General features: G+C 57.8%; 9 protein-coding genes. 2 read left to right on the top strand and 7 right to left on the bottom strand.

What is annotated here, in order from left to right:
• Positions 1 to 39: 39 nt before the first annotated feature.
• The 5 genes from IRY30_RS06580 to IRY30_RS06560 all read right to left on the bottom strand — a co-directional run bounded on the left by IRY30_RS06580 (position 40) and on the right by IRY30_RS06560 (position 5,820).
• Positions 40 to 564: a hypothetical protein gene (locus tag IRY30_RS06580; RefSeq protein ID WP_194556648.1), complete on the bottom strand. Its 525-nt coding sequence runs from the start codon at positions 562 to 564 to the stop codon at positions 40 to 42.
• A 7-nt stretch (positions 565 to 571) separates the two neighbouring features.
• Positions 572 to 796, bottom strand: a complete 225-nt coding sequence (locus IRY30_RS06575) for a hypothetical protein (RefSeq protein WP_194556647.1) — start codon at positions 794 to 796, stop codon at positions 572 to 574.
• 42 nt (positions 797 to 838) lie between these two features.
• On the bottom strand, positions 839 to 2,440 hold the full coding sequence (locus IRY30_RS06570) for a YncE family protein (RefSeq protein ID WP_194556646.1): 1,602 nt from the start codon (positions 2,438 to 2,440) through the stop codon (positions 839 to 841).
• A 3-nt stretch (positions 2,441 to 2,443) separates the two neighbouring features.
• Positions 2,444 to 3,673, bottom strand: a complete 1,230-nt coding sequence (locus IRY30_RS06565) for a YncE family protein (protein WP_194556645.1) — start codon at positions 3,671 to 3,673, stop codon at positions 2,444 to 2,446.
• Positions 3,674 to 3,744: 71 nt separating this feature from the next.
• Entirely contained in the window at positions 3,745 to 5,820 is a 2,076-nt protein-coding gene (locus IRY30_RS06560; protein WP_194556644.1) for a lipoxygenase family protein, read from the bottom strand.
• Positions 5,821 to 6,794: 974 nt separating this feature from the next.
• Between IRY30_RS06560 and rpsA the strand changes: the two genes are divergently transcribed.
• Both rpsA and IRY30_RS06550 read left to right on the top strand, forming a co-directional pair.
• A complete protein-coding gene (gene rpsA / locus IRY30_RS06555) occupies positions 6,795 to 8,258 on the top strand; it encodes a 30S ribosomal protein S1 (protein ID WP_194556643.1) in 1,464 nt (487 codons plus the stop codon).
• A 95-nt stretch (positions 8,259 to 8,353) separates the two neighbouring features.
• On the top strand, positions 8,354 to 10,234 hold the full coding sequence (locus IRY30_RS06550) for an ABC transporter ATP-binding protein (protein WP_228503105.1): 1,881 nt from the start codon (positions 8,354 to 8,356) through the stop codon (positions 10,232 to 10,234).
• Positions 10,235 to 10,244: 10 nt separating this feature from the next.
• On the opposite strand, the gene IRY30_RS06545 is transcribed toward IRY30_RS06550, so the two are convergent.
• Entirely contained in the window at positions 10,245 to 11,837 is a 1,593-nt protein-coding gene (locus IRY30_RS06545; protein WP_194556954.1) for an inorganic phosphate transporter, read from the bottom strand.
• Between the two features lie 315 nt (positions 11,838 to 12,152).
• Complete coding sequence (locus tag IRY30_RS06540; RefSeq protein WP_194556642.1) at positions 12,153 to 13,073, bottom strand: MaoC/PaaZ C-terminal domain-containing protein; 921 nt, start codon at positions 13,071 to 13,073, stop codon at positions 12,153 to 12,155.
• Positions 13,074 to 13,091: the final 18 nt, after the last annotated feature.

The raw sequence follows: 13,091 nt of genomic DNA, 5'->3' as shown, positions 1-13,091 counted from the left end.
ACTGCTTGAGTAAGCAGCGCCCTCGAAAGTGGTGGGAAATTACTGTTGCTGTGCCAGATCTGAACGATCGTTAGAGAAGTAGTTTGCACACAAGAGTGGCTTGTCCGTGCACATCTTCTCGAAGGCCTTCACATCCTCATCAGAGCATTTGGTGCCCTTGATGATGGAGCACTGCTGATCCCGCGGAGCATCCGCAGGGATCTTCGGCTGCCCATCCTCGGCCAGGCCGTAAGGAGCGTAACGCCCCTGGTCCAAGCTGGCGGGAGGTTCGCTCACCACGGGTGGGGGAGTGAAATCTGCTGGAGCATGAAACTCCTCGTTCACGGCCACATCCGCGGGATTGGGTGCGGAGGACTCAGCGTTGCCAGCTGACCCCGGTGCCGTTCCCGCGGTGGGGAGAGCACTGGAAGAGACAGAGGAGCTTGGCCCATTGTCCGAACTTGCAGAGTTTGCTTCCTCATCGGAACCGCAGCCTGCCAAGAAAGAGAGCATCAAGATGGCTCCGCCGAAAGCAGCAGCGACTCGATTGCGCCCAGGAAGGACGCGGGATTGATTGGCAGTCATGTTGCTCCTACGCAAAGAGGGTGGACAAGATCTCGTTGGGCAGGAAGCGAACAGTGCCCTCGAAGAAGTTGGTGACAGACTGGATGGTGAACGCCAAGACTGGGAACACTGCAGTCTGGAAAAATGGCCACAATTCGCTGAATGGGTGGGTGAGATCAACCACGCCGGTTTGGCCGAAGAGACCGGTGGGAACGTAGATTTGCTCTGCTGCTTGAAGAGTCTGGTTAGCCATGAGGTGGCATTCCTTTCGGGGTAAAGGGAAAAGCTGGGTGAACTATTCAGGCTGAGTGGAGGAGCCCACGGCATCGCCATTTGCACCTTCACGGGAAGGGAAGGGGAGGGCCAGGCCATTGAGGCGAGCCAGCTCTTCCAGGAACTTCTGCAAATCCTTGGTGAGGACAGGGGCAAGGGCGTCGGAAGAACCGACGGTCACGCCGGAAGTATCTTCCGGAAGCGGGGCGGGCATTTCCTTTGGTCCCTCTGGAGGGAACACACCGGCCACAAAGGCACCTCGGGTCTGGTACTGCTGACGTGGCGTGAGAGTTTCCGTGTCATACAAGGTCACGCGGGAGTTCAGGCCCAGCAGGTATGCGCCATATGCGTAATCCTTCTGGCGGTACATCAGGCTGCTCGCGATGGGCAGCGGGATGGGCAGTTCAATGCCGTCATCAACGGTGGTTTGCCACATGTACTTGCCGTCTGCGGAGAATGCGGAATACACAGCGGCACCGTTGGTCTTCATCCTTCGCTTCACATCCAAGGTGTGTGCATCCAGGATCTGCACCTCATCATTGGAGAAGTTGGAGATGTAGAGCTCGCTCTCATCAGGGGTGAGCGATCCGGAGATCGGGTTGGCACCGTATGGATTCACCATGATGTTCTTCTCCACGCGCCACTTATCGGTATCGATCAGCGAGACTCCGTTGATGAAGTTGATGGTGTACAGGCGCTTGCCGTCGGTCGAGAGGGCACCCCAACCTGGAGCGCTACCGATGGTGAGGAGAACATCACCATCAGCCAAGCCGGTTTCCAAGCTGTAACGAGTGACCAAACCCCACGCCTGGAAGACATACATCCACTTCTCATCAGGGGAGATTTCGATATGCGCGATGAACGGCGGGAGGTAAACGGGGATGGTTCGTTCCATCTGCAGCGTGCTGGTGTTAACCACATGAACCACGGAGCCCGCGGTAGGAACGTAGAGACGTTCCTGATCCATGGACATCGTGATGGTGGCATAAGGCGCGCCCAGCGTAGGGATCTTCTTGATCACGCGGTTGGCCTGGGTATCCACCACGGTCACGGTGGGATCAAACGGTCCGAAATTACCCACGAACAAGCGCTTGCCATCAGCGGTGACCTTGCCCACCATTGGGTGATCTCCCGTGAAGGGGATAGTGGCCTCTTCCTTCAAGGTCTGGCTGTTCAGGCGCACGATGGAACCCGCACCGTAGTTCGGAACCCAGATCGCCCCGCCCGGGACGTTGCGCACGCCTGGCACGGAGATCTTTTCATCCAGCTCGGCTGCGGAAGGAGCAGAATGATCAGGATTCAGGTTTGGGGTGCTGGAACCGAGGTTATTGGAGGAGCTATCAAAGGTGTCAGAACCTTCAGCCAGCTCTGATTCCAGAGATCCGGGGGTTCGGGCGGACTCCGCAGAACCCTGGCCCAAACCCTGTTCCGAACTCCGATTCGCGCCCTCGCGGGAGCCGTCTGCAGCACTTTCGGCAGAGCCCTGGTTCGAGGTGGGTGATTCGGATTGAGCGGACGCGACTGGCGTCATCAAAAAGGACGCAAACAGCAACACCGAAGTGTTGAGAGCAACGAGGGACTTGCCGGCGAAGCGGGCGGAAGTAATTTTTCCGAGGTGAGTCATTTCCTATTTCCAATCTTGAGGAAGGCCAACTACGGCAGGAACGCCGACGCCCTCTGAACCGTTGTCGATAACTCCCAGGACGTTGTCCGACTTCGGATCGAACACCACGATCTGGTTGGGGCCTGTGTCACCCCAAGAGATGAGCTTTCCGAAGAGAGTGATCTCTCCGATGGGGCCCTTCCACGGCAAGGAATCCGGACCCATGTCCGAGATGTAGCCGCGGCTGCCGTCCGGGCTGAATTCGATGCCAGTTTGGAACCCGCTGGTGGGGATTTCCTTGATGATCTTGTCCGTGGCGGTATCCACCACCAGGACATTGGCGCGGCCGAACTGAGACACGTACAGGCGGGAGCCATCCGGGTTGAGCGTCGAGATGAACGCGCCGGGGTTGGAGACGTTGTACTTCTGGTCCGGAGCGGTGTGCAGCCGGTTGACTACCTGCCATTTCTCCATGTCTACGATGGCCAGGGAGTTCACTACGTCGGCGTACATCTTGGTTCCGTCAGCGTTGAAGCTGTACCAGAAAGCGCCGATTCCGCCGAGGTGGATGGCTGGCTTGACGATCTTGCCGGTCTGCGGATCCACGCCGGCCATGTAGCCGGAACCAAATCCGATGTACATGAGCCCATCGGGGCCGGCGATGGCTCCCACTGGGATGTCCGGGAACCGGAGTTGGCGCACAACCTTGTCGGTTTCTACGTCGATGATCTCTACCATTCCGCCTTCTTCGGGAACGTAGATTTCCTTGCCGTCATTGGAGCTGAAGATTCCCAGCGGCGCGGAGTACACGGAGATTTCCTTGGTTGCGTCATTCTTGGAGCGGTCAATCACGGTGACGGTTGCGGGGAAGTGGCGGAAATTATCCACGTACAGCTTCTTGTCATCGTGAGACTTAGCGATCACTCCCGGGCGACCATGCCCACCACCGGTGGGGATGGACTTCAGGAGCTGGTTGGTTGCGGAATCGTACACGCGCACGGCGTTCTCGCCGGGGTTTGGCATGTAGATGCGGCCCGCAGGACCGGCCGGAGCTGGTCCATCGTGGAAATTGGTTTGCGGCACCATGCTGGGGCTGGATTCGTGCGCGGCAGGAAGTGCTTGGGCTGCAGGAGCGTTGTTGAGTGCCACGGAAGCGCCAGCAGCTGCGAGCAACGCGCTGATTGAGAGCGCGAGAACAGCCCGGTTTCGCATGTTGCGGGTGCTGCGGTAGCTGAATTGGCTGGTTGCAGTCATAAAAGTAGTCCTTGTGTACGTCGTGGAAAGGGCGGTGCGGTGAAGCGCAGGTAAGCGAGGAAAGCTGGGAACTAGATGTTCGTGCTCATCGGGATGTTGCTGGGCAGGAGGTATGGGTACTCCCACAGGCGGTCCTGATTGCGCTGCGTGATGGTGGCTTCCAGATTCTTGAGGCCATCGCGGAAGTTGTTGAGAGGTGTCTGCACCCTGGCATCCGTCAATGCCGGTGGGTGGGGGAAGGTGGACTTCCGGTAGTCGCCGAGGCGTCGGTAATAAACCGCACCCAAAACATTGAGGAAGTACATCTGGGCGAACGCGCTGAGGAAGGTTGGCAGCATGTTGAACCAGTCAGATTCGGAGTAGTTGCCGTCCGCGCGGTCAGGCAGGTTGGCCAGGGTGCCGGCGTAGTACGGGGCGTAGGTCATCTGGTCGCGCTGCAGGTAGTTCACGGCTGCGTGCTGGGCGCTGGCGGTGAAGATCACCATGGAAATGGCTTCCTTCAGTGCATCGATGGTCTGTGGTTTGTTGAAGCCCGCGACCTTGCCCTCGTTGATCACTTCATCGCCCCAGGCGCTCATCTCGGCATCTTCGGCAACATCGGCATCGGTCTTGTAGTAGACGTCGATGTACGAGCTCACCCAGCTGTAGGTTTCCTCCCACACGGAGAGGGCATCATCGCGGTATGGGTACTCGAGATCTGGGGAATCGACGCCACGATCAGCGAAATCGCGGGTTGGCATGCGATCTGTGAAATTCCAGTTCAGGCGTGCTTGAGCTGCTCCGCCAGCGATATCCTTCTGCGGGGCGGCCAGCACGATATCGCCGATGGTGTACGGGCCCATGATGATGGCCGCGGCGAGATTGTTGATGTACAGATCCCCCTCGAAGTGGGGCTCGAGCAGTTCCCGCAATGGGTGACCGAGGGGGAGCTGACGGTGGGTGGCGATGCAGAACGCCTCCGAGATCAGGTGGGTTTCCCCGAGGTGGCTGAACATTTCGTGGTGGTTGAAGTCAGCGGTCTGCACTACGGTCTTCGCCATCTGCCAACCCCAGTACTCAGAGGTCTTCTGGGTCCCGCGCTGAGGTGCGTAGAACACCGGGGAGGTGCCGCGGTTCTGGCCGATTTGGATGACCACGGGACGCAAGTGCTTGGAATCAGCGGGACGAATGAATAGGGCGATGGGCGCGGTGTTGTAGTTGTCACCAGTGATCAGCTTGAAGGTGGCATCCTCTTTGGCCATGTTGCCGAGCATGGCGTAATCCACGTGGTAGAGACGACCTTCGGCCTGGGCTTTTTCCAGGGATTCGCCAGCGGATGCGGCGAACTTCTCCAGGTCCACTTCCAGGGCTTCTGGCAACGTGGTGGTTCCGCGAAGGACCAGTGGGTTGGGTCCGGCTACGCGAGCAAAAGCGAAGAAGTCATCATCGTGGAGGTAATCATCCACCTCCGGGATGGGCAGGGTTGCCCACATGTCCTGGTACTTCTGCAGGTCCTTCTTCTCGCCGATGTCACCCAGCCAGAAACGCTGGGCCTTCCATGCATCTTCCACAACGATGAAGAACTTGCGGCGGAGCTCCTGAAGTTCAGCGATGAGGCCCAGGAAGAACCCGGCGAGCACACTGATCAGAACGCGGTCTGCGGCATCGAGACCGGCGTGCAGGTCCCGGCTCTCGTACTTCTTGAGTATGGCATTGTATTCGTTGACCTTGGCCCAGAAACGCTCTTCCACAGCGTGGATCTGCTGGGAGATGACCTGAAGCCCAGCTTTCTGATCTGGGAAAATCTTGTTGATTGCGCTTTCCGCGAGGTTTTGGAGCAGATCGATGAAGTTATCGAGGAATTCGATGGCCCAGTCGATGGAGGGGCTTTCGCCTACCGGCAAAGCGTGAACCATGGGAATGCCTTCGACATTTCCCACGTCCATGCTCCATTGGTAGATCCGTTGCTCCTTGAGCAGTACATTCGCGCGCTCAGCAATCTCCGCAGCATTGCAGTCTTTGAGGAGCTTGGGGATCTGTAGGGGAGCAGCTTTCGCGGGTGCGAGAGAGACCAGGTTTGCGGCAGCGCCTGTTGCGCCGGCGAGGAGGGAAAATTTGAGAACTGCGCGTCGGTGAAAGTTGGATGTGGTGGGTTCTACGGTGGTCATGCGAACTTCTTTCTGGCCGAGAGATCCGAGGCTGTGTGGAGCACAGCCCGAATTGCTAACGGGGGATTCTTAATATTTTTGAAGCATTCCTAAGTTCCCTGTGCGCACTTTCTTAGAAATTTCACAGGAATACAAACATTAAGAACCGCGTTTTGGTAGCACTTGTAACGCAGCCGCGGTTCATGGGCACTGCGTATCGCATTGCCAGTATTTAGTTATGTTTCCAACACATTAAATAAGTGTCAGATTCGTTAAATTGCCTGCGTATGCAATTTTGACCTGGGGGTTATGTATTTAAATATGTGCATCTCATGGACATGATTTAACGTGATGGAGGCAACAGTTAAGTGATCACTAGAGGTTGAGACTGTGTAATTAATGACTATTTTCATCTCCATATGAGTGCGAGCTACCCCTGTTCCGGGTGCCCTAATTCGGGGGAGGGGGATGAAGTGGCATTCAAACTGGAATCAAAGATTCTTATGAACTTCTAAGGAAAACTTGGGCTTCGAAGGGGCGCGGGGTGTTCCTTAGCGCCCCGGGGTACTCCCGGTGTTGAAGCCAGTGACATCCCCTGCAGTGTTCCCGGTGATTATTTCCGCGGTGATCGCGTGAGCGGGGGGAGTGGCCAGTGGCGCGCTGAGCATGCAAAAAAGAGCCCATCCTCCATTTGTGAGGCAGGGGCTCTAAGGTGTAGTGTTTGGAATATTGTACGCCTGAGATGGGCGTGCTTTGCTTTTTTAGCTTTGTCTTTTGCTCTGGCGTTCAAGCTTTGGTCTTAGTCGACTACTGCCTTTGAATGTCATTGCTTTGGGAGCGATCGAGCGCCATATAGCTGGGGGCTCAAAGATCATGGGGTGAAGCTGGCGGACTACATCTGCCGGCAGAACTCGCTGGTCGGGGAGCCCTGATCGCTCGCAAATGTTTTGTAACTGTCCAACACTATTCCTATCCGTCTCGGAGACTACTACTACATGTCCACCAACAACGTCCCTCAGGTCGCCATTAACGATATTGGCTCCGCTGAGGATTTCCTCGCTGCCGTCGATGCCACCATCAAGTACTTCAATGATGGTGACATTGTGGAAGGCACCGTCGTCAAGGTCGATCACGACGAGGTCCTTCTGGACATCGGCTATAAGACCGAGGGTGTAATCCCATCCCGTGAGCTGTCCATCAAGCACGACGTAGACCCAAGCGAGATCGTTGAAGTCGGCGACCAGATTGACGCACTTGTTCTCACCAAGGAGGACAAGGAAGGTCGCCTGATCCTTTCCAAGAAGCGCGCACAGTACGAGCGTGCATGGGGTGCCATCGAGCAGCTCAAGGAAAAGGACGAGCCAGTTACCGGTACCGTTATCGAGGTTGTCAAGGGCGGCCTCATCCTGGACATCGGTCTGCGTGGCTTCCTGCCAGCATCCCTCGTGGAAATGCGCCGCGTGCGCGATCTGCAGCCATACATCGGCCAGGAGATCGAAGCCAAGATCATCGAGCTGGACAAGCACCGCAACAATGTCGTGCTGTCCCGCCGTGCATGGTTGGAGCAGACTCAGTCCGAGGTTCGTTCCGAGTTCCTGCACCAGCTCCAGAAGGGCCAGGTCCGCAAGGGCGTCGTGTCCTCCATCGTCAACTTCGGTTCCTTCGTGGACCTGGGTGGCGTAGACGGACTGGTTCACGTCTCCGAGCTGTCTTGGAAGCACATTGATCACCCATCTGAGGTTGTCACTGTTGGCGATGAAGTCACCGTTGAGGTTCTGGACGTGGACCTGGACCGCGAGCGCGTGTCCCTGTCTCTGAAGGCAACCCAGGAAGATCCATGGCGCGTATTCGCACGCACCCACGCCATTGGTCAGATCGTTCCCGGCAAGGTCACCAAGCTGGTTCCATTCGGCGCATTCGTCCGCGTGGAAGAGGGAATCGAAGGCCTGGTTCACATCTCCGAGCTGGCCGAGCGCCACGTGGAGGTTCCAGACCAGGTTGTTACCGTTGGTCAGGATGCCATGGTCAAGGTCATCGACATCGACCTCGAGCGTCGCCGTATCTCCTTGTCCCTCAAGCAGGCTGACGAGGACTACACCGAAGAGTTCGATCCTTCCAAGTACGGAATGGCCGATTCTTACGACGAGCAGGGCAACTACATCTTCCCTGAGGGCTTCGATGCCGAGACCAACGAATGGCTCGAAGGCTTCGAGACCCAGCGTGCAGCTTGGGAGCAGCGCTACGCAGAGGCTGAGCGTCGCCACGGTCTGCACACTGCGCAGATCGAGCGTTCCCGCGCTGCAGCAGCTGAGGCTGCTGAAGCCGGCGAAAGCGGCTACTCCTCCGAGTCCTCTTCTGAATCCGCACCAGCTGCAGATTCCAACGAAGACTCCGGAACCCTGGCTTCCGATGAGCAGCTTGCTGCTCTGCGCGAGAAGCTCGCCGGCGGTGCTGAGTAATCTCTAGAGATTAATCACCCGAACCCGTCCCTCCAGTAGGGGCGGGTTTTTCTATACCCTCAGTGGTTGCTCGTCACGAAAGAAAGTTAGGCAACATGGCCCCGGCAGAAACCCACCCAGCAGAAACTAAGCCAGCGCATACCAACCCAACGCATGGCAGCGCAGTACGAACCAAGAACGGCAAGCTCACCCGCGGATCCTTTTCGATTCTGTTGGGGATGATGGCGCAGCACCGCATGCCACTGCTGGCGGCCATTGGATTATCCCTACTCACTTCTGCAGCCGGCCTGGCTCAGCCAGCGATCATCAACCAAATGATCGGAAAGATCGGCTCCGAACCCATCGGTTCTCTCGTGTTGCTGCTCGTCGCGGTGCTGATCATTCACTCGATCACTGATGCCTTCCAGATCTTCCTCCTCACCCGCACCGCTGAGCACGCGGTGCTCAACACCCGCAAAGACTTACTGGGTCGATTGCTGCGTCTGCCGATCTCCGTCTACGACACCCAGAGAACCGGTGATCTGGTTACCCGCCTTGGCTCGGACACCACGCTGGTCCGCACGGCGTTCACTGGTGGCGTGGTTGACCTGGTCGGAGCGGCATTCACCATGCTGGGGGCGATTGTCCTCATGGCCCTGATCGATCCCCCGTTGCTGGCCACGGTGCTTACTGTCCTGGTCACGGCCACACTCATAGTGGTGGCCGCATCCACCAAGATCCAGAAGTACACCAAGGATTTGCAGAAGGCAGTGGGCTCTCTGGGTGCGGGAATGGACCGCGCGCTGGGCGCGATCCGCACTATCCGTTCCGCCAACGCTTCAGCCCAAGTGGAGGCCGAGCTGCAGGTAGACGCCCACTCGGCCTTCGAGAAGGGCCGCAAAATCGCCATTATCCAGGGCGTGCTCTATCCCATCAGTGGCCTGGCTCTTCAGATGAGCTTCCTCATCGTCCTCGGCTTCGGCGGGGCCCGCGTGGCCACCGGGGTCTTGAGCGTGGGAGATCTCGTGGCTTTCGTGCTCTACCTATTCATGCTGTCCATGCCCCTGGGATTGATATTCAGCGCGGTCAACACCATTCGCTCCGCCATGGGTGCTGTGGATCGCATCCAGGAAGTCATGCAGATCGCCCCCGAAGATGATCTCGGCACCACCGCCCGCCCGGCCCAATCCGTCACCTTCAGCGATGTTTATTTTTCCTACCCCTCTCATTCTGACCTCGCCCTTTCTTCTTCCGACGCCGCCTCTGAGAGTCCCACCCCTGAATCTGCCTCAACGGAGTCATTGGCGGAGACTAAGTCCACGCCCGTTCTCTCCGGGGTTTCTCTGGAGATCCCGGCTGGCAAAACCACGGCCCTGGTGGGTCCCAGCGGGGTAGGTAAATCAACCATCCTGGCGCTCATGCAGCGTTTCTATGATCCATCTGCGGGCAAGATTTTTTTGGGCGAGCAAGACATGTCGCAACTGTCTCGCTCTTCCGTCCGTGAACTCATTGGGTATGTGGAGCAGGAGGCTGCGATTCTGGCCGGAACTGTGTGGCAGAATCTACGGTTGGCCAATCCTCATGTGAGTGATGAACAGGGCTGGTCTGCCCTGGAGCGCGTAGGCCTGAAAGAGCGCTTTGCACAGGCTCAGGGGTTAGATACTGTGATCGGCGACCGAGGCATGAGTCTTTCCGGTGGCCAGCGTCAGCGCCTCGCACTGGCCCGCATGCTGCTCATGGATAGTTCACTGCTCCTGCTCGATGAACCCACGAGTGCAGTGGACTCCCGCAATGAAGAGCTGATCCTGAGCGCCATCAAGGCGGCAAGTAAGAACCGCACGCTGGTGGTGGTGGCGCACCGGCTGTCTACCGTGGTTGACGCAGATCAGATCATCGTGGTTGATGAAGGCAAAGTGTCCGCGGCAGGAACGCACGCAGAACTGTTGAAAACCAGCCCCTTGTACAAGGAGCTGGCGGAAAAGCAGCTGCTGGATTAGCGCTGTTGGATTAGGCGCCGAAGATCGCGCGCGCTGCCACCACGGAGATTGCTCCGATGACAGCTGCCACGGGAACGGTGATGACCCAGGCCAGAGCAATGGGTCGCATCAGGCCCCAGTTGGCGTTCTTGTTCACCAGTCCCACGCCGAGCACTGCGCCGATGAGAATGTGCGTCGAAGAAACGGGCAATCCCATCAAGGAAGCACCCATGATCACGCCAGAAGCGGAAAGTTCAGCGGCGAAACCGGTGGCGGGATGCATCTTGGTTAGGCCCGTGCCCACGGTCGCGATCACGCGACGGCCGACAAACCAGAGACCGGAAACCAGCGCGATGCCACAGGCCACCAACAAGGCGGTGGGGACAACGGATTCACTGCTGATTTCCCCGGTTTTCAGCACGTCCAGGATGGCGGCGAAGGGTCCCACCGCGTTGGCGATGTCATTGGAGCCGTGCGAGAAGGCAAATGCCGAAGCGGTGAACACCTGCATCCAGGAGAACAAGATGAACGTGGAACGGTCCAGGTCCTTGTGCTTCATGGTCTTGGCGAAGATGTAGACCGCCATCCAGATCGCGGCGCCAACCATCATGATGGTTACCAGAGTGCCCAAGCTGGAAAGGTTGAGACCAGTCTTATCCAGGCCCTTGAACAGCAGCATCGCGGTGATCACCATGCCACCAGCCATGGCCAACACCGGCACCCAGGTGACCAGAGCGTGGTGGGCTTCTACGTCCTCTGCGTCCTCTTGAAGGTCGTAGAGCTTCTTGTAGTAATCGGAATCGAGGTCATCCCGCTTGTGATCCTCATCCTGGACCGTGAGGGCATCGCGCGCCATCGCATTGTTGTATTCCAGCTTTTCCTCTTGGTTCAATCCCTGGAAGAAGCCCTTGTGCCATTGGCGGTACTCGGTGCGCTTTTGCTTGAGCTCATCGAGCTTTTCTTTGGCGCTGTCGTTGTAGACCAGGATGGATTTCTTGATGGCTCCGTACAACAGGAAGGCCACGATGCCACCCAGGGCAGGGGAGAGAACCCAGCTGATGACGATCTCCACGATGCCACCCCACTGCACCATGGACCATGGGTCATCCATGGAGTGGGTGAGATAGCCGGTGGTCACAGCTGCACCGATGATACCGCCGACGATTGCGTGCGTGGTGGAGACTGGCCAACCCATCATCGTGGCGATGAGCAGCCACAAAGCAGCACCGATGAGCGCGGAGAGCATGATGTAAGCGAAGTCCATCGGCATGATGTTCGCGGCTTCCAGATCCACGATGCCCGATTGCACTGTCTCAGTCACCTGACTGCCGGCGAGGATCGCTCCGCCAACTTCGAACGCAGCAGCCACCAGCAGCGCCTGCTTCATGGTCAGCGTGCCAGCACCCACGGAAGTACCGAAGGAGTTGGCCACATCGTTGCCGCCGATATTAAAGGCCATGAAACAGCCCAGCACGATAGCCGCGATCATCAACGCCATGTGCTCACCGGGGTCAACGTTGTCCTTGCCCCAGATGGTGAACCAGATCAGCATGGCCACGGTAGCCACACCGAAGAAGAGGTGCCATGCGCGGTCGCCACCCTTCTCCGAGGCAGGGGAAGCCATGGCGGCGGGATGGTTGTAATTGTTCAGAGTCACGAAGCATCCATTTCTCGAAAAATGCAGTGGTTAATAAATGCACTTCGTGCATAGCACTAGTCCATTTTTGAGTGTCCGCTTCCTGGATATCCCTGGCAACTGGAAAAGGTGGCTACCTGCAGATGTTCATGCAAAGTTGTGTTGACGTTCATCGCACGTGGTTGCGGGGCAAGTTTGCGGTGGCTGCTGCAGGCTCTCGGTCATTGGGGCAACACAAAACCCCGGGCAACTCTGGGATTCAGAGCTGCCCGGGGCAGTGGTCAAGCGGGGAAAGACGAAAAGCTAGATGGAATCCAAGCGCGCCGTGGCGTGCAGGGTCTCCAGCTTGGAAGCCTTACGCAACTGCAGGTTCCACGTTCCCGTGGATGCATCCTCGGTGGTGTACACCGCGGCACTTGCAGGGAGCACCACTGGCTTGGCAAAGTCCACGCGGTAGCGCACAGCCGCAGGGATCAGGCCTTCCAATGGTTGCAGCATCGCGGCTGCGGACCACATGCCGTGGGCGATGGTTCCGGGGAAGCCGAATGCCTTCGCACCCAGGTTGGACACGTGGATTGGGTTCTTATCTCCGGAGGCCTCGGCGTAGACCTTGATGTCTTCTGGGGACACTCGCAGGGTTGAGGTGGGAGTGGCATCCATTGGCATCTCGGTGGTGCCCAGCAGACGGCCATCCTCAGCAGGCTGATCCTTGTAAGGGGAGGAGCTGGAAAGCTTCGCGCCCTTAGCCAGGAATGCGCTGGACTGGGTCCACACAACCTCGCCACCCACGGAGATCTCAGTGATGAGATCCAGCAGTACGCCCTTGTTCTGCGGACGCAGGTTGTCAGCGTGCACGCGGATGTCCAGCACATCGTCCACGGTCAGCGGACGCTTCTGCTCGATGGTGTTGTTCAAGTGCACCAAGCCCATGGCCTGCAATGGGCTGTCCTTAGCGGTCAGAACCTTCATGACCAGAGGGAAAGACAGCACATATGGGTAGGTCAGTGGCAGGTCATTGCCCAGACGCAAACCCGTGGCGTGAGTGTAAGAAGCCAAGTGGCTGACATCGATCTTCACGCCCTTGACCTCGTATGCGGTCTTGGGGTTTTCCTTGGCGCTGCGCTTTTCGCCCAGCCCAGGGATCACGTCCTTGACCGCATTGCGGTACTCGTCCATGAGGACGGGAATCGAGCTCAGTTCCTTATAAGTCACTGTGTTGCTCATAGCTTCCTTTCTTCCTTC

Origin of the sequence: Corynebacterium suicordis DSM 45110, assembly GCF_015351405.1 — a bacterium.
Taxonomy (GTDB): domain Bacteria; phylum Actinomycetota; class Actinomycetes; order Mycobacteriales; family Mycobacteriaceae; genus Corynebacterium; species Corynebacterium suicordis.
Note: the sequence above shows the minus strand (reverse complement) of the source record. Positions and strands in the feature narration are given on the sequence as shown.

What these genes read in the sequence shown, in the direction of transcription:
- IRY30_RS06575 (WP_194556647.1), bottom strand. Translation starts at nt 796, where the DNA reads ATGGCTAACCAGACTCTTCAAGCAGCAGAGCAAATCTACGTTCCCACC.
- IRY30_RS06540 (WP_194556642.1), bottom strand. Translation starts at nt 13,073, where the DNA reads ATGAGCAACACAGTGACTTATAAGGAACTGAGCTCGATTCCCGTCCTC.
- IRY30_RS06550 (WP_228503105.1), top strand. Translation starts at nt 8,354, where the DNA reads ATGGCCCCGGCAGAAACCCACCCAGCAGAAACTAAGCCAGCGCATACC.
- IRY30_RS06565 (WP_194556645.1), bottom strand. Translation starts at nt 3,673, where the DNA reads ATGACTGCAACCAGCCAATTCAGCTACCGCAGCACCCGCAACATGCGA.
- rpsA (WP_194556643.1), top strand. Translation starts at nt 6,795, where the DNA reads ATGTCCACCAACAACGTCCCTCAGGTCGCCATTAACGATATTGGCTCC.
- IRY30_RS06580 (WP_194556648.1), bottom strand. Translation starts at nt 564, where the DNA reads ATGACTGCCAATCAATCCCGCGTCCTTCCTGGGCGCAATCGAGTCGCT.
- IRY30_RS06545 (WP_194556954.1), bottom strand. Translation starts at nt 11,837, where the DNA reads ATGGCTTCCCCTGCCTCGGAGAAGGGTGGCGACCGCGCATGGCACCTC.
- IRY30_RS06570 (WP_194556646.1), bottom strand. Translation starts at nt 2,440, where the DNA reads ATGACTCACCTCGGAAAAATTACTTCCGCCCGCTTCGCCGGCAAGTCC.
- IRY30_RS06560 (WP_194556644.1), bottom strand. Translation starts at nt 5,820, where the DNA reads ATGACCACCGTAGAACCCACCACATCCAACTTTCACCGACGCGCAGTT.